Genomic DNA, 17,577 nt, shown 5'->3' on the forward strand with positions numbered 1-17,577 from the left:
TCCAAGAACGCCCTTGATAAAAATTTTCTAAGCGACAACTTCTAGATTCTTTGAGTCTAATACATTTCCGGAAGCGTCTAACAAGTTGACCGTGACATTTTGACCTGGGGTTGATACCAAGTTAGCGATGTAGTACTTGAATTGACCATTGCCAGGTACTAAAGGTACGGTGCTCCCTTTAACCCCGTCAACCACTACGTTAACTTGGGCTGCTGCTGACCCAGTGTAGGTGCCGTGAATGTAACCGTCATTGTTACTAATTGAGTATTTATCCAAACCGGTGATCTTACCATCTTTGGATTCTCCTTCGTGCACGGTAACTTCCGTAGCCGGGCTAGTTTCGGTTCCATTTGTTTCCACCACGTGCAAGATTGTGTACGCGTCTTGTGCTGGAATGTCTACGCTAAACGACTTGTCTGATTGTACCAGACCCCTGCCTAATTCCTTACCGTTGGAATCCGTAACGATAATGGTATTACCAGCTTCGTAACCAGTCCCCTTAACTTGCGTGTCGCTGCTAGTTACGGGTTCGTTCACCGTTGGTTTTGGAATGCTTTCTTCTTTATGTTTAACTACCGTCGTGATTGGATCACTCCAGCCTACCCCGGTATTTTGTGAGATCGTCAGGGTTACTCCCTTAGATTGTTTAGGAATTTTTACTTCGTAAATGCCATTTTCGTCTACTGTGCCAGTTCCAATTACTTCGTCTCCAACTTTGACCTGGACTTTGGCTCCCGGCACTCCTTTACCAGTGACTACTTCGTCACTATCATAAACGTCTTCAACGGTTGGTTTTTCATTAATTAGTGTCCAACCAGGATCTAATTGGTGGGTCGGTAAAGTATAACCTGCATTGTAATTACCAATTAAGTCCCAATCAATCACGTCGCCCTTTTTAATTAAGCCAGCGTTGAAATAATAGCTTGAATTATTTTCAGCATCAGGGATTCTAATGCCCGTATCCGTTACTAATTGACCTAAATCGATATTTAACTTAACGTCAAAGTTTGCTCCGATGAACCAACTTTCAGTTGGGTTGATCACTCTAATGGTCGCACCATTATCTTCAACCCGAATGTCGTGGGGATCGTAAGTATGTTCCGAACCGTTATTAAATTTAAAAATTCCGGTTACATAATTATTGAAGTTAGGGGAGTTAACCACTTCTTGTAATTCTTTAGGTACAGAGAATACAATTTCGGTTTGTTCGTCAATCCCGATCCCAAGAGATTTTCCAATGTAATGTAAATCAAGAGTACCCGTGGTAACCGTATTATTACCTTGTAGCTTCAACCCGTTAGCACCTGTACCAGAGATATTTAATTCTCCCTTAGTAACAATTCCAATATCACGTGGAGCTTTTTGATCGTTATGTGCTGACTTATTAACCTGTTTAGTGACGGTTGCTTGTCCATTATCCTTACTTGCCGCGAAGGCGGTTTGTTCTACCAAAATACTTGTACACACCAAGCTAGTAACTAACCCAGCGGTAATCAGACCTTTTTTCATAGTATACAACTCCCTTACTTTTTATTAATTAAAGCTAACTAACTCATTAACTTGGTTTTTATGATAGCGATTTCTACTAAAAGTGTCAATTAATAACCCTTGTGATGAACAAACATGCGCACAAGCACCCGCGTACAGCTAATAGCGCATCACACTTAACTAATTATGTTTATAATATGACTTCAAAATGAACAGTTTGATAATTAATATGCAATTTATATTTTTTTAAATTATTACTATAAAATCCCGTTTTAAAGCCGATGTCTAAAAAAGGGCCCAATTATTCATTAACTAGGTCCTCATTTATTTAAATTTATTAGTAATTAAAGTAAACATCCTCTGTCTTTGTTGTTCGGTTAAATCAACCCAAATAAATAAAATTAGATATGTCAAAGTGTATAATACGCCATAGATCAAAAATGTAAGTACGTTATTAATGGGATGAAAATACATCACTGCTTCTAGCAACAGGATGCTACCCCCTGGAACTACCGAAACTCTCATAATCCTCCGCCAAAAGCGTGGCATATCCAATGCTACCACCCTCGTATAGTAAATATTAATGTAGAGTCCGTTTCCTAAAATCATGGTAATAAAAGTACCTAACACCGCTCCCACTAGGCCAAATAGTTGGGTAAAGATCACGCTGATGAGCACGTTAATTAATGCTAACGTTAGGTAAACGTAGGATACTCGTTTATATAAGTCCTTCATTCTGATAATTTCCATTCCTACGTTTTGAATTAACGGCGTCAACAATGGAATGATTAATAAAATACCCACTATGTAAGCTTGTTCATATCCTTTTCCTACCCATAATTGGATGAAGTACGTCCCAAAAACAATGAAGCCACCAAAAATATAGCAAACGGCTAGATACTGATAATTCCCCAGCTTAACCACCAAATCATTGAGTTTTTTAGTGCTTTCCTTCTCCTTATTAATTTGGTAAATGTGGGGAATGTAAATTGTTGAAATTGCGGTAGAAATGCTGATAAAAACATTTTTAATCTGGTTAGCCACCCCATAAATTGAAACGTCGCGGGGACCCGAAAAAATTCCGAGTACTACGTTAGGCAGGTTCCAGTTGACCATGTCGACAGCTTCATTAATGAAAATAAATCCTGAGAAGACAAAAATTGCCTTAAAAAGGGATAATTTTAGTTTGTTAAACCAGAAACGCATCCCTAATTTAACGTACGCAAAGTAGATGTTCCACAACAAAAATATCGTGGTAATCACCACCTGAATGGCTACCACAATTACCGTATTACTAGTAAAAAAAGAAATGGTACCGTAACTAGCGGTACCGCTAAATTCAATAAAATTTCTCGCGATTTTAAAAAGGTAAATTCTTCCTTCGCAGAAATATAACAATCAAAAACTACCGAAGGAAAGGTTAAGCTAACATTAATAATCAACAATGTCATCAGGTGTTTCATCGTTAGTAATTCAGCACCATTAAAGGTCCGCCCAAAAATTAATGCTACGTTTTTTTGGAGGATCATCCCGAGAATGATGGATAAAATTCCCAGTGAGAAAAAGATCACCATGTAAATGCCATTCAAACGTTTAATTCCGTCTTCGTCTTCTTTGGAATAAAACTTTATGTATGCTGCTGAAAACCCCAAGTGCAACGTAAATAACATTGTCATTATCGAAGTGGTCATTTGGTACAAACCATAATTAGTTTGTCCTAAGCTTCGTATTAGAAAGGGAGTATATAGCACCGTCGATAAATTCTTAACCACAATGTTGACGTAGGACAGAAATACACCAATTTTTCTTTGTGACATGGTTACCCCCACCTACGTTCTTTCTTTAATAACTTTTGCCGGATTACCGCCAATCACACTGTACGGAGGGTAGGTTTTTCCCACCACTACCGATCCTGCTGCAACTACGCTGCCTTTTTGGATAACTGCTCCAGGCAAAATAATCACCCTTCCACCAATCCAAACGTCGTCTTCAATAATTACCCGTTTTTTGACGGCTTTGCCATTTAACAGTAACGTATCCCGATCCGTAATCTTATGGTTTTGGGTCCAGATTGCAACTTCAGGTCCCATCATTACGTTATCTCCGATAATTACTGAATCGGCCGCAACAATCATACTACGATCACCAATGCTAGATTCCTTACCCAAGGAAATATTGCTTAAGTACGAAAGCCGAACGTGGGGCCGGATATTAGCATTATCCCCTACAAACGCGAACAAATGCCTTGCAACGGCATTTTTTAGCTTCCGAAATTTTCTTTCCAACCTCTTTAGACGATAAGGCACGAACAATTTATTTACTATTAAAAATAAAACTGTATAGACTGCTCTCATTTTTAGTTCCCGTCAAATTTCTTAATTTCTGCAATTAATTTTTTATTTACCAAATTACTATCATACTTTTGGGCCGTTGCCATGGCGTTTTCTCCCATAGCCTTTTGCTGCGCGGCATCTAAAGCATAAAATTTCTTAATCTTATTTTCTAAGTCAGATTGACTGCCCGGTTTGAAGAGCAAGCCGTTATAACCATCTCTAGTATACGTCTTAATCCCACCAAAATCGCTTCCAATTACCGGAGTTCCACAAGCCATGGCCTCTAATCCAACCAACCCTAAACTTTCTCCAGCCCTTGTGCTAGGAAAAACGAATACGTTTAGCTTATTGTAAATTTTTACTAGTTCCGCTTGGCTGAGCATTTGAATTTTTTCGACATCTTGTTTAATTCCCAGATCTTTAATTAATTGCACGGCATCGGCATCTTGCGCGCCGCCACCCACCATAACTAATTTAGCGTTGGGAATCTCTGCTTTTACCTTTTTAAAAGCCTTCAAAAAGATATCCCAACCCTTTTCTGCGTCAATACGGCTAACGTAGCCAATGTAGAAATGGTCGGTACTTTTTTCAACTTCCTGTTTCTTAAAGAGGTTACGGTTTACCCCAGAAGACGGCGAAACAAAAATAGGAATCTTCCCGTACTTATTTTCAACTACTTCTTTGAAGTAGGCAGAGGGCACTACCGTTAGATCTGCCTTCTTAACTATTTTTTTGGTCAAAAAATTAGTCTTTTCTTCCAACCTTTTTTCAGGAGTGACGTCGCTGCCATGAACGTTAACGATCAAAGGAACCTTCCGATTGAAGAACTTTCCTAAAAGAATCGGTGGCACGTTGTATCCAGCGTAGTGTACGTAAACTAAACTATACTTTCCCGAAACGTAATTGAAGAAAACCCGCAGATAAAAAATCAGGTAGCCTAATCCCTTTAAAAACTTACTTTGTTTTTTCTTTAAAGCGACCACTTTCACTTCTTGTGTTTGCGATAATTCTTGCACGAAATTTTTTACGAAAACCCCATAATTAGGGAATTCCCTTGAAGGATACATATTTGAAACTACTAATATCAATTTAGGTTCTCCTTTAATAATTCAAGTAACTATTTGAATAATCTGTTTAAAGCACTAGCGTTTTTAAACTTAATCCAGATGTAAGTCAGCACTAAACTACTGCCGACCAAAAATAAGTAACGAGTTTCCCACCATCGGTTTAAGTACGGTACCCGGTTGACTACCCGAATTGCAAAAATGTGAACGTAGTAAATAGTTAATGAATTTTTGGACAGCCAGATTAGCCATTTCGGATTAACTTTTTCAAAATATTTATTCACTATGGTAGTAACCGTGAAAAGCAACAACGAAATCCCTGCTCCATAGGCTACGTATTGCAGTTCAGGCGGAAACTTGAAGGTCTCCACTCCAAAATCGCTACGCAAGTAACCCAGCATTATATAAACAAGAAGAAACACACCAGTTAGCACCAAATTTTGCTTTTTAGACTGTTTTAAGGCGACCATGCCTAAATACGCCAATAATCCGTACGCCACAATCCCCAAAACTACGCTTACGAAAGTGCTAAAGAAAGTGGAACTATACTGGTCATATAACCAACTTAGTAGCGTAATTAACACTACTCCACCTACCATAAATTTTTTACTTTGCTTTTTTTCAAACATCTTTTTTAAAAATGGTAAAAAGATTGCTACTTCAAAGAAAATCAAGAAAATCCAAGTATACCCAATCCCGTGGTTTGTTGACATCAAGAAAGACGCCATCATTTTTGAAAACGAGTAAGGAAAACCGTCTTTCGTAACCAAAGTAAACAACCAGATACTAATGAAATATAGAATTAAAAAACCCCAAGTTGGGATAATTAACCGCCTAAAACGTTTTAACAAATAGGTTCCGTAGCGTTCGTCCGAGTGTCTGCTAGATGATATAAAATAACTTGACCCCATAAGAATCGTCATTAGGGGTACGTCAAACGCTCTAGCTTGGAAAACCAAGTTTGACGGATCAATATGCGCCAATATAATGAGCAAAATTGCTAATGCCCTCAAAAAATCTATTCGTAAGTCTCTTTGCATCCTGCTTCTCCATCTGATAAATAGTTAACTACCAAATAATATCTTGTTAATTTTTAACTTCTGAGCAACCATGTAGACCAGGAGCGGCATTACCAGCCCCGCCAATATTCCTACTAGCACGTTAATACCAACGTTTTGAATATTGAGTTTCAACAATACTATTCGCGTAGGCGCCGTAAAAAAGACGTGCAACAGGTATATCGGCATTGTTCTTTGTCCCAAATATTGTAGCCACCCCATATGTGGAACCTGCATAAATAATTTAATGAAGAAAAATGCGCTGGTGATTCCTGCTAATGGAATTAATAATGACGTCGCCAACTCGTAGTTCATTTCCAAACAGTAGCTATAAACGGCATATAACGGAAGCGCCATGAGGGCGAGCCTTAGCAAACTGTCCCTTTGAATTTGGTCTTTTATTTCTTTAAAATAGGTTCCCACGTAAAAAGCAATGAAGTATGGAAAAAAGTTGTTTAGAATCCAAAAGTTGGGAAAAACCAATCCCAAAATAAAACCACTCCCGATAACCAGCATTTGCGTTCGTTGTCTTAATTTTTGAATAGCTGCAAAGAAAACAAAGTACCAAAACAGATAATACAAAAACCAAAAATGCCATTTAGGAGAAACTAAAATTGTGTATATGAACGAAAAATCAGCCCGATGATTAACATAGGAACTTCCCAAGATGTTCAATAAACCATACACAATTGACCAAATAAAGTACGGTACCAGCAAAGCTTTCACCTTTAATAGAAACTTTTTTTCTTTTTTAAGCCAGGAATTAGCAAATAGTCCGCTTGCCAAGAAGAACGCTGAAAGAGCGACTCCTTTAGTAAGGGTTGTGATTAAAACGTAAATAAAGCCACTATAATGCGCTTCGTAATGCATTCCGTCCATAACGTGGAACGCCACCACGCTAATTACACTAAAAGCTTTTAGATAATCAATCCAATCAATTCTCTTTTTAATCATCATTTTCTCCAAATTTATTATCAGTAAAGTATGCTAACGCAACTGCCAAAATCGTGGTGGTCATTGCGTTAAAGATTACGTGTCCAGCAATTAAGCTATACACTATGAATACAACTAGCATTATTTTTACGGGATTTTTCTTACTATTAAGTATATTAAATAAACTTTCCTTGAAGTAGGTGATGTAGGCTACTATCCCAACTAAACCGTAAGAAAAATACAAATCAAACCAGTCCATCTCGGTGACCCGGCGTCCGGCTCCAAAGAAAGGCTTATCTAATCTAATGTAGTAGCCGCCCCCAAAAAGATGTAAAAAGAGGGAGTTATCTGCCCTATTGATTGATTTAAATGTTTTTTCAAGAAAAACTGATCGGCTGCTCGTAATGAATTTCAGCAGATTTCCGTCAAACAAATCAAAAAAGTACTGATTCCGCTGAATAAATAATGTAACTTCTTTAGCGAATCCTTGATAAATAAATGGTGAAAGTACCACAATTAGCACCGACAACAGTTCGGCTAGTATTCGACGCTGTTTTTTAGTAATTACTTTCCGTAAAACGAAAAATGAACGAGGCAAAAAATAAATTAGGTAAATCACCCCTACCACGATTCCCGTTTTCGTCGTGGTTATAATCTCTGCCATGACCAAGCTTAGTAATATTAGTACGAACTGCACCCCATTTTTTAAGTTACCTTTTTTAAAAAAGGCCAAAGCACGTTGTCCAGTGTAAAAAGTAAATATAACCAAAATTCCCACTAGCGAATTAATTTCAACGAAGAAGCCTTTGCTCCCGACCCCAGTGCCGTGCCCTACCATTACGAATCCTGTCCCTTGGTAATCATATGTTATATACCCTGTATGAAACAAAGTTGGTGTAATAATTAGCACCGCATATAAGATTGCATATGTTGTCAACAGTTTGACTAATTCAGCTTTTCTAATATCCTTTCGGACAAGTGCTACGTAAAAATACGCGTAGTATAAAGGGGTGATAATTATTCTAGTCGTTGTCTTTAAATCACTTTTAAAAGCCGTAATATCTCCATGAAAAAAAATAAATTGAAACATGGTCAACCCAATGTATAGTAGCAATAGGAATAGTAATTCAAAGCTTTGCTTGTGCAGGTACTTACCCGTGCAAAAAATGTACACCAAAATTAATAAACCCAACCCAGCACGATATATATCGGAAATGTGATGCCCCAACAGAAGACCATTCAAACTTTCCACGATTGGCATGATAACTAGGAGAAATAAGATGACCTTATTCAAAGAAATTGTGCTTTTTGAATCGACCATTATTTCACCTTATAAATTGTTTTGGCCTCTAAAATATCGGAAATCTGTTCCTTGAAATAGATTTTTTTGCCAAAAATTACGTAAAAAATAACTAGCAGGTAATAAAGCACAAAAAAGATTGTAAATAAGGAGATTAGATACACTTTTTTATTGATTTTGACTACCCGATTTGTTTTGTTGGCGACTGAAACTAAGGTCAATTTATTTGTGTCTAAGATCTTAGGAATGTATTTTACCGACTCTTTAGCTAACGCATTAACTAATTTAATACTGTCTTCTGGATTAGATGCAGAAGCTTGAATAACAATTACTTGAGAATCCTTTCCAATACTAACTGACAAATGATTTTTTAATTTATCGGTAGTAATTTTCTCCTTGCCGTGATATTTACTCTTAACTTTTTCTAAGAAACTGTTTGAAGACATTAACTGGCTATAAGTATTTGCATATTTCATGGTGAAAGTTTCTGAATTTCCCCTTTTAGGAGTTACCAGAACTTGGCTTTCGGCCATATAATTTTCAGGAACTAACTTGCTATAAAACTTCAATCCTACCAAACAAGTTAGCGCAGTTAAGATAACCACTGGGATTAAAAATTTGGCTAAGACAACTTTAAGTGTTTTTCTTGTAGTTTTGATACCTCCGAACTCCTTCCCATCAATCAAAAAAGTACTGGAGCTAAAAACTCTAGCTCATTCTTTTTACTCTCTTCATCAATATTTCGTATGATTTTTTTAGCCATTCCCTTAGTGTGGATTGCCACTACGGCCCGTTTTTGTTTTTTTAATAAATATGGTGCCTGCTCAAAGATGTTATCCCGATATTTAACTAGAACGACGTCAAAGTCGGTATATTGTGTGATGGAATTTTTCTCACTGCTGATCAGTATTTTGGTAAACTCCTTCGGGTTGTCGGCTACCTCAGTCGCCTTAACATAGTCAATCGACTCCCACTGGTATCCTGGAGCATCCAAATTATCCTCGCGCGACGTTTTTCCAAAATTCCAATCAATAATTAGTATTTTTTCAAATTCTTTTCGGAAGCATTCCGCAACCAAACCAACAAACTGGTCATATCTTTCAACTTGACCTACTGGTACCATGCTAATAACGTTTTGGTTTTCTTCGTAAACTATATTTGTATTTGCAATTACGTCGTCAACTAGATCATTAGCAATGGTTCTTAAACTTGTTTTTGCCACTTAAATTTCTCCCTAAACATCGAAATTAAGAATTTTACATTCCCAAAAAAGTATCGCTTAAATAAGCGTTTGGGTTCTTGTAAAAAGCGATACATCCATTCCATATTTGTTTTTCTAACCCATTTTGGAGCCCTTTTAATATAGCCAGACAAAACATCAAAGCTTCCACCGACTCCCATGAAAATAGCGTTATTGCCTTGTTTCATGAAGTAATCAATTAAGTACTCCTTAGTTGGAGAACTAATCCCGATAAATACCAAATCCGGATGAGCTTCTTTCAGCTCGTTTGAAATATTTTGCCATTCATCCTTACCAAAATATCCGTCCCGATACCCCACTATTTGTAACTGAGGATATTTTCCCTTCATCCTGTCTACTAAAGTGCTTACCACTGCATGTTTAGCACCCAGAAAGTATACGGAAAAACCATATTTTTCTGCCATTTCCAGTAGATCTTGCATGAGGTCGATGCCCGCAACCCGTTCGGGGATTGATTTATTCAAAAACTTGGCCGCCATAATCAAAGAAACTCCATCGGCGTTAATAATATCGGCATTTTTAACGATCTCATCATATTGCTTATCTTTTCCTAAGCCGTTAACTTTATCCGCATTCATTCCTAAAAGGTGGGTAGGGACCTTATTAACTATTTTTTCCCGCACCAATTCCACCGTTTGTTTAGTGGTTAGTGGGTCAACGCTAATCCCAAATAAATTTACACGCTTCATTCTTAGTACGCCCCCTTAGGAAAAATCATCTGAACCACCGTTTTCCAGATGATTTCCAAATCAAAAAGTATGCTTCTTTTTTGGATGTACTCCAGGTCTAAGTCCACCATTTCGTCAAAATCCAACTCGTTTCGCCCGCTAATTTGCCATAAACCCGAGCATCCCGGACGAACGCGAAGTCGCTGAAGATCTCGTTTTGAATATGCCGCAACTTCGTTTACTAACGGGGGCCGCGGACCAATCAGGCTCATGTCCCCAATTAAAACGTTGTACAGTTGGGGGAGTTCATCCAAGCTGCGTTTTCTAATGAAATGACCCACTCGGGTAACGCGGGGGTCGTTTTTTAACTTAAACATGGCACCTTTAACGTCATTTTGGCTTTTCAACTTTGCTAGCTCTTCCTCAGCATTAACTCGCATGGAACGGAACTTGTATATTTTGAAATACTTGCCATTCTTCCCTACTCGCACTTGAGTGAAAATTATTGGACCGCGGGGATCCTCTAATTTAATAGCGATGGCAATGATTAGAAATACTGGCGATAAGATAGCCATCCCTAAACCAGCGCCGATAACATCCGAGAGACGCTTTACCACGCTATACAAGCTCAAATCTGCAACTTCCATTTTCATGTTCATAAAGGTTCACCGTCCTTACACGTTATACGGGCTTGAATTAGTAAAACTATATGAACCTTTAAGCCAGAAAACATCGCCAGCCTCGACCATTAAACTAGTGTCATATAGCAAGCGGAAGTACGTTTTGTTCACGGGAGCTTCCACGACTTGAATCATCTCTACCCCATCAGCTAGAGACATTTTTTTATAGCCATCCAAGCTAACCACCAGCCAATCTGAAGATTCTTCCTTATTCAGCATAATTTGGCTACTTAGGCCATATTGTTCATGAGCACCACTCCGGTAAGTTTGCGTACCAATTGGTTGCCATCCCTCGATTTCAGAATTAGGAATCGAAAACTGATCGTAGTATTGTCCGTTAGTCTGTAGCCCACTATATTCAATAATGTATGCGGGTTCTTTAACTTGAAATTCGACCTTCACCTTTATTTCAGATCCCTTAACGACGTACGTGACCTTCTCTTCCACAATTTTTCGTGGATAACTTATGTGGGTATTGCTAGCTTCCACTAGATTAGTTGTCACTAATGTAATGGGTTTATCAACGACCATGTTGCTGAGGTCATTTTTAATCGGTGTATTACCAATAAAGACATCTAATCTTACAAATTCAGCGGTTGGATCGCCCTCCCCATTGTTAGTCCCATGGTTACCACCCGTTAATTTATTTCCATTGTTAGGGATGTCGATATCGTTTTTGGCAACTATCCAATATGGGGAAATCCAATCCGTGATTGGTGAGATAATTTGGTTTTCGGCCGTCAAATCACTTTCTTGAATTTCAACCAAACTTTTAGGTACGATATAAACCTCTGCTAATGAAAAAATCTGGTTTATTCCGAATCTCTGAAAGGCAAAGCCAATTGAACTGCCCTCACCATATTCACCGTAAATCGTGACTTGTTCCTCTTTAAACGTGACTTTATTCAAAATTCCACCTGCTATCCTTTTTATAAACGCCGCTATGTACAACACAAAACGAACGTTTTACGGATAATCAAAAACATAAAAAAAAGAACCATTTTTTAGAGAAATTTCTCTAAAAAATGGTTCTGATGGCGGTCTTTTGCCGTTTTTTAAGAACTACGTAAAACGTTCATTTTATGTATAAAACACCTCAAAAAATTTACGGCGTTAATTTGATACCATTATGTTATTACAGATACGATAAAAAGTAAACACGAGATCTAACGACTTCTCCGCCTTTTTACATCCGATTCCCGCAGAGTATTGTATACAGACGTGGTGCCCACACTACACAATTCCGCTATTTTAATCACGGTTAAATCAGTCTCTTTGTATAGCTTCAATATTTTTTCCTTAACTTCCTCGCTAAGGGGTGGACGACCCAATCTCTTCCCATTCAACCTTGCCTGCGCTAAGCCTTCTTTGGTCCGTTGCCTAATACTGTTCAGCTCAAACTCGGCAAAAGACGCCAGTATCTGGTATTGTAGCACTCCAACTGGAGTGGAAGTGTCAAACTGCTCCTTAATGCTAACTACTTCAATACCGTTGCTATTTAAATTTTCAATGATTTGGATGGCTTTACTTGAATGCCGTCCCAATCGGTCTAATTTATAAATATAAAAACGGACTTTAAATTTTTTTGCCACGTATCTTTTAGAACTTTCAATTGCTTTTAGCATTTGGTCGCGGTCATCCTTGCTTCCACTGACTTCCTCGTAAAATACCTTATCACATCCCGCCTCTTTTAATGCCCTAATTTGAAGTTCAAGACCTAAAACCTGGCGTTCGACAGTCGAAACCCTTGCATATCCAATATTTATTTCCTTCTTCATGGATATCTTTTCCCCCAACACTTAGTAACATCTAGCTTTTTAAGAATGTGATATTTACATACCTTAAAAGCGTACTCACAGAAATATTAATAACCTAGAAAATCTATTTAATTGTTTTGGTAATTGCATCTAAAATCCGAGTTGCTGCGTGACCATCGCCGTACGGATTTTGGGCTTGGGCCATTTCTGCGTATTTTGCCGGATCATTTAAGAGGTCACTCATTTGCTTCTTAACTGCTTGTGGATCAGTTCCCACTAATTTCAATGTTCCGGCCGCAACCCCTTCTGGCCGCTCCGTCGTGTCCCGTAGTACTAGAACCGGTTTACCTAGTGAAGGAGCCTCTTCTTGAACACCACCCGAGTCCGTCATGATTAAATAACTGCGGGCCGCAATATTATGAAAATCAAGGACATCTAACGGCGCGACCAACTTAATCCGGGGATCATTGCCCAATTCGGCTTCCGCCATTTGTTGTACCTTAGGGTTCAGGTGGACTGGGAAAATAACCTCTACGTCGGGGGTTTCATCCACTACCTGCCGGATGGCTTTGAAAACTCGTTGCATAGGCACCCCTTGGTTTTCACGACGATGCATGGTTACCAAAATAATTCGGCGATTCTCACTAATTTCTTCTAAAATTTCGTTATGGTAATCTTCGCTAACGGTGTCCTTAAGGGCATCAATTGCGGTATTTCCGGTGACAAAAATTTGATTTTCGGGGTGATTTTCTCGGAGTAAATTATCCCGACTAGTTGTGGTTGGCGCGAAGTAAAGGTCCGTCAGCACGTCCGTCATCTGGCGGTTTAATTCTTCAGGGAATGGCGAGTACTTATTCCAAGTTCTCAATCCCGCTTCTACATGGCCTACCGGAATTTGGTGATAAAAAGCACTTAGTCCCGCAGAAAATGTAGTGGTGGTGTCCCCGTGTACCAAAATCAAATCAGGGCGGTCCTCCTGCAAAATTTTATCCATCCCCAAAAGAACCTTGCTAGTGATGCTACTTAGAGTTTGGTCCTTTTGCATAATGTTCAAATCATAATCTGGCTTAATTTTAAAAATCTGCAAGACTTGATCCAGCATTTCTCGGTGTTGTCCGGTAACTACCGTAATCGGAGCGAACCGCTCATCGTGTGTCATCGCTTTAACTACGGGAGCCATTTTAATCGCTTCTGGACGAGTCCCGAAAATGCTCATCACTTTGATTTTCTTCATAAATTTTTCCTCCTTGTTTACCAAACTTTATTATCCATCGCGAATCCCGTTCGAATACCTCGAAATGCTATATAAAAAAGCCACCAATCTAAATTAGTTAGCGGTTTCATCACAGTATTAAGAGGCAAAAAAGTACAGCCGAGATTGCTTTTAGCATAGTAGCATGACTTATAGCTTTTTACAAACATAACTATAACGCGATTTTTAGTACAAAAAATGAATGATATTAAACAAATTCATTGGTAAGTGTTTTACTCACTTAATTTACACCAAAAACCTGCTCGTGAACGTTAAACTTTATTATTTTTTGAAATTTAGAAATTTTTTTAGTTTTAATTTCCCTTTGCTATAAAATAAAACTAATGCAATTAATTGTTATTAATTAATGTGAACTCTCATAAAATAATAAAAATAAATTTCTGCCTCTTTTTAATTACTCTCTCCGTATTCCTAATAATTCAGCTGTTGTATTAAAACAAGATAATTTTTCACTCTGCTTTAACACTCTATAAAGATCCTAGAATACAAATTAACTAAGTTAACTTGAATAATTATTTAAGTAGTAAATGTGCGCTATTATTTTCCAGCCAAAACATTTGTTATAGATACTTTCTTAAAGAGATTAATTTCTAATAGTTCAAAAAACAATAAAAAAGGAGAATACTCAAAAAAGCATTCTCCGTTCATCAATTTTATCTAATTAGTACTTGCTGTTTTAGTTAATTTAACGTCCGTAGTCTTGTATTTTCCGCTATGGTAGTAACCGATCTTAACGGTATCGCCAACCTTATGCTTGTATAGCGCTTCGCGAAGTTCGGCCGTATCCTTGATTGATTTTCCATCAACCTTCGTCACCACATCGTACTTCTTCAAGCCCGCAGTCTTTGCCGGACCTGAATCTACCGACATGATTACCGATCCGCCCGTTACGCTGCTAGGCAATTTTAAAATTGATTTTTGTTGATCTGAAGAGATTGCCGTTAAATCTACCAACGTTACTCCTAGCGCCGGACGATTAATTTTACCGTTCTTCACTAATTCGTCGATTACAGAAACCACTTCGTTAGATGGAATGGCGAAGCCCATCCCCTCTACCGAAGTTGAGCTACCGCTTGAAGAAAGCTTCATCGAATTAATTCCAATGACTTGACCCGCCAAGTTAATTAACGGACCACCAGAGTTACCAGCGTTAATTGCAGCGTCAGTTTGAATAACCGTTGCTTCGCCAGTACCTTGGCCATTGCTATTTGACGTTTCAATGGTCCGCTTCTTCGCTGAAATGATTCCTTGCGTCAAGGAAGTTGCGTATTCCGAACCTAGTGGTGAACCAATTGCCAACGCAGTCTCTCCGACTTTAATGTTGTCAGAATCACCAAAACTTGCCACGGTGGTTACCGGAGCAGAGTTAATCTTGAGGACTGCTAGGTCGGTTACGCTATCAGTTCCCACAATTTTAGCGGGTAGCTTCTTTCCATTGCTCATGATAACTTCAAGCGAATTTGAACCGCTGACCACGTGGTTATTCGTAACGATGTACGCGGTGTCGCCACTCTTCTTATAAATTACCCCAGACCCTTCCGAAGCCGTTTGAAGCTTATCAGAAGAAGACTTGCTTGACGAGGACTCACTGCCCCCAAAAATTGAGTTTAAAATATTGTCGGTGTCGCCCGTATTTTCTTTTTGCAAATTAATTACGGAAACTACGGAATCCTTTACCGTAGAAAATGCTTTTGAAGATTGACTGCTAACGTTAACCTTCACGTTGCTTGTCTGGGTTTCCCCTGATTTATTTGAACCAGTTGGAACCGCCGTAGTGGTGGCTTCCATTCGATTTTGTACAAAGCTCGCCCCACCATACGCAACTCCACCGCCAAGCAAACCTGCAATGGCAGCCGTGATAATAATTTTATTATTTTTCATAACACGTCGCGGATTCCCGCTCCCTCCTCATACAATATTCCCGTTACGGCCTATTATAGCCTGTAATTTATGTTATTTGTATGAATTTACTCGATAAATTTCCTAAAAGGTTAAAAATTAGATTAAAGCCAGCGGGTCCGCTTTTTCATGGTCCGTATCTAGAATTTCAAAATCGTGGCCAACTGCTAAATCATGGTTTTGCATCATGGAACTCACCGTTAAATGGGCCAACTCCTTCATGTTGTTATGCAAACTCAAGTGACCTAAGTAAATTTTCTTAGTACGGTTGCCAATTACATCCATGAGCGCGTTGGCACCGTCTTCGTTGGATAAATGACCGTGATCGCCCATGATTCGTTGCTTAAGGGGCCACGGGTACCCGCCCATCCGCAACATTTCCGTATCGTGATTTACTTCAAACAAGTAGCCGTCGGCATTGCGAATTGTGCCCGCAACCCGGTCCGACACGTATCCCGTATCCGTTAATATCACGAACGATTTTCCCGCGTGATGAAATTCGTAAAATTGCGGTTCGGCAGCGTCATGTGACACCGCAAAACTTTCAATATCCAAGTCATCCAAAGACTTAGTCGTATTGGGATCAAAAATGTACTTTTGTTCGGTAGGAATTTTACCGACCTTATTTTTAATGGCATCCCAAGTTCCCCGGTTTGCGTAAACGTTGATCCCGTACTTTCGAGCTAACACCCCGACACTTTGAATGTGATCAGAATGTTCGTGAGTGACAAATAAGGAGTCCACCTCATGAATATCCCGACCGACACTTTCCATTAACCCGGCAATTTTCTTGCCGCTCAAGCCTGCATCTACCAGCACCTTATGTTCGGGTGTTTCAATGTAGGTAACGTTTCCGGTGCTTCCACTGGAAAGCACGCTAACTTTCAAACCCTCTTCGCTCATCTTGTGACCTTCCTACTTAAAATTTAATCCATTAACAATAATTTATGCGTTCGTACTATTTGTTGATGCAGTACCGTCCTCTGCAGATCCAGTACTCATGCCGCTCGCATCCGCAGCTGCTGCTTTATCCGTGGTTTTAGCCTTCTTTACTGGGGTTTGTCCGTCTTTTTTGATCAACACTCCCGAAAAGGCATTAATTCGTTTAACTTCAATATTAGCACTATTTTTGTTTTTGATCCCAATTACCCAAGTAGGCACGTAAACTGCACCTTCATCAGTGCTTAGCAACCTCGTGTATCCCAAATTAGCCCACTCAATTTTGGAACTATTTGGAATTTCGTTGTATTGGTAAAGCAGGGTGACCGCCCGCGATTGGCTAATCAATTCGCTTTCTTCACGAAGCTGTTTTTTAGCTACCAAATGACCTTGCACGTAGCCGGTAACTTGATTACTGGTATTTACGTAAAAAATAAGCTGGCCGTCCTTAGAATATACCGGGCGCTGGTCAATCATCTGCGTGTAAACCACTTGCGTATCGCTGCTTAAGTTCGCATTATACTGATACTGCGTGCCAGCAATTACGTTTTCCCGATCCTTTAAAAAGCGGTCTAAAGCCTTCTGGGGATCTTGGGGATCGATGGTAAATGGATCGGTGATCGTGCTATACAACTTATTATCAACCACGCGCGCATTTTGCCCAGTAAGGTGCTTAATGTCGCCCTTGAGGGAAGTGTCCACTTTGCTTTGGGCGTAATACCCTTCCTTTTTCTTGTTAGAAAGTGGCATATACGTGATCTGGTCGTTACGCATCTCTTTTAAAATGGACGTGCTCGCACTAGTATTTGACGACGTAACCGTGCCCGATTCCATTTGGTATTGCCAGTAGGAACCGAATAAATAGGCGTTTAAGATGGCAAAAACCACGATGAAGATTACTTCAATTCTCTTAAAATCCATTTC

At 39.1% G+C, this 17,577-nt stretch carries 18 protein-coding genes; all 18 read right to left on the reverse strand.

The features are described from left to right. Nucleotides 1-27: 27 nt before the first annotated feature. The 18 genes from HMPREF0623_RS06180 to HMPREF0623_RS06265 all read right to left on the reverse strand — a co-directional run bounded on the left by HMPREF0623_RS06180 (nt 28) and on the right by HMPREF0623_RS06265 (nt 17,574). Nucleotides 28-1,509 (reverse strand): Ig-like domain-containing protein, encoded by a 1,482-nt coding sequence (locus tag HMPREF0623_RS06180; RefSeq protein WP_004166358.1) that lies wholly within the window; start codon nt 1,507-1,509, stop codon nt 28-30. A gap of 303 nt (nt 1,510-1,812) precedes the next feature. Next, nucleotides 1,813-2,769: a lipopolysaccharide biosynthesis protein gene (locus HMPREF0623_RS06185; RefSeq protein WP_004166359.1), complete on the reverse strand. Its 957-nt coding sequence runs from the start codon at nt 2,767-2,769 to the stop codon at nt 1,813-1,815. Between the two features lie 2 nt (nt 2,770-2,771). Beyond that, nucleotides 2,772-3,305 (reverse strand): lipopolysaccharide biosynthesis protein, encoded by a 534-nt coding sequence (locus tag HMPREF0623_RS06190; protein ID WP_036671326.1) that lies wholly within the window; start codon nt 3,303-3,305, stop codon nt 2,772-2,774. 12 nt (nt 3,306-3,317) lie between these two features. Then, entirely contained in the window at nt 3,318-3,773 is a 456-nt protein-coding gene (locus HMPREF0623_RS06195) for an acyltransferase (protein WP_226887976.1), read from the reverse strand. 71 nt (nt 3,774-3,844) lie between these two features. After that, complete coding sequence (locus tag HMPREF0623_RS06200) at nt 3,845-4,909, reverse strand: glycosyltransferase family 4 protein (protein ID WP_004166366.1); 1,065 nt, start codon at nt 4,907-4,909, stop codon at nt 3,845-3,847. 29 nt (nt 4,910-4,938) lie between these two features. Further along, complete coding sequence (locus HMPREF0623_RS06205; protein ID WP_004166367.1) at nt 4,939-5,925, reverse strand: acyltransferase family protein; 987 nt, start codon at nt 5,923-5,925, stop codon at nt 4,939-4,941. Nucleotides 5,926-5,949: 24 nt separating this feature from the next. Then, the gene (locus HMPREF0623_RS06210; RefSeq protein WP_126130536.1) at nt 5,950-6,897 is read right to left on the reverse strand and encodes an acyltransferase family protein; all 948 of its coding nucleotides are present in this window, start codon (nt 6,895-6,897) and stop codon (nt 5,950-5,952) included. Continuing rightward, nucleotides 6,890-8,197 carry an O-antigen ligase family protein gene (locus HMPREF0623_RS06215; protein ID WP_004166369.1) on the reverse strand — a complete coding sequence of 436 codons (1,308 nt, stop codon included), beginning with the start codon at nt 8,195-8,197 and terminating at the stop codon, nt 6,890-6,892. Before HMPREF0623_RS06215 ends, HMPREF0623_RS06210 begins: the two co-directional genes overlap by 8 nt. After that, nucleotides 8,197-8,862 (reverse strand): YveK family protein, encoded by a 666-nt coding sequence (locus HMPREF0623_RS06220; RefSeq protein WP_002832606.1) that lies wholly within the window; start codon nt 8,860-8,862, stop codon nt 8,197-8,199. The genes HMPREF0623_RS06215 and HMPREF0623_RS06220 overlap by 1 nt, the downstream gene beginning before the upstream one ends. Then, the gene (locus HMPREF0623_RS06225; protein ID WP_004166370.1) at nt 8,859-9,398 is read right to left on the reverse strand and encodes a hypothetical protein; all 540 of its coding nucleotides are present in this window, start codon (nt 9,396-9,398) and stop codon (nt 8,859-8,861) included. Before HMPREF0623_RS06225 ends, HMPREF0623_RS06220 begins: the two co-directional genes overlap by 4 nt. Further along, nucleotides 9,380-10,126, reverse strand: a complete 747-nt coding sequence (locus HMPREF0623_RS06230; RefSeq protein ID WP_002832608.1) for a WecB/TagA/CpsF family glycosyltransferase — start codon at nt 10,124-10,126, stop codon at nt 9,380-9,382. Before HMPREF0623_RS06230 ends, HMPREF0623_RS06225 begins: the two co-directional genes overlap by 19 nt. Nucleotides 10,127-10,128: 2 nt before the next feature. After that, on the reverse strand, nt 10,129-10,764 hold the full coding sequence (locus HMPREF0623_RS06235; RefSeq protein WP_002832609.1) for a sugar transferase: 636 nt from the start codon (nt 10,762-10,764) through the stop codon (nt 10,129-10,131). Between the two features lie 15 nt (nt 10,765-10,779). Next, complete coding sequence (locus tag HMPREF0623_RS06240) at nt 10,780-11,694, reverse strand: hypothetical protein (protein WP_126130524.1); 915 nt, start codon at nt 11,692-11,694, stop codon at nt 10,780-10,782. A gap of 257 nt (nt 11,695-11,951) precedes the next feature. Then, the gene (locus tag HMPREF0623_RS06245; protein ID WP_002832611.1) at nt 11,952-12,563 is read right to left on the reverse strand and encodes a recombinase family protein; all 612 of its coding nucleotides are present in this window, start codon (nt 12,561-12,563) and stop codon (nt 11,952-11,954) included. 103 nt (nt 12,564-12,666) lie between these two features. Beyond that, a complete protein-coding gene (wecB, locus tag HMPREF0623_RS06250; RefSeq protein WP_036671346.1) occupies nt 12,667-13,776 on the reverse strand; it encodes a non-hydrolyzing UDP-N-acetylglucosamine 2-epimerase in 1,110 nt (369 codons plus the stop codon). Nucleotides 13,777-14,472: 696 nt separating this feature from the next. Further along, nucleotides 14,473-15,696, reverse strand: coding sequence for a S1C family serine protease (locus tag HMPREF0623_RS06255; protein ID WP_002829400.1), 1,224 nt, complete (start codon nt 15,694-15,696; stop codon nt 14,473-14,475). Between the two features lie 117 nt (nt 15,697-15,813). Further along, nucleotides 15,814-16,617 carry an MBL fold metallo-hydrolase gene (locus HMPREF0623_RS06260; RefSeq protein ID WP_002829398.1) on the reverse strand — a complete coding sequence of 268 codons (804 nt, stop codon included), beginning with the start codon at nt 16,615-16,617 and terminating at the stop codon, nt 15,814-15,816. A 42-nt stretch (nt 16,618-16,659) separates the two neighbouring features. Then, nucleotides 16,660-17,574: a two-component system regulatory protein YycI gene (locus HMPREF0623_RS06265; protein WP_004166373.1), complete on the reverse strand. Its 915-nt coding sequence runs from the start codon at nt 17,572-17,574 to the stop codon at nt 16,660-16,662. Between the last annotated feature and the right edge of the window lie 3 nt (nt 17,575-17,577).

Origin of the sequence: Pediococcus acidilactici DSM 20284 (assembly GCF_000146325.1) — a bacterium.
Taxonomy (GTDB): Bacteria; Bacillota; Bacilli; order Lactobacillales; family Lactobacillaceae; genus Pediococcus; species Pediococcus acidilactici.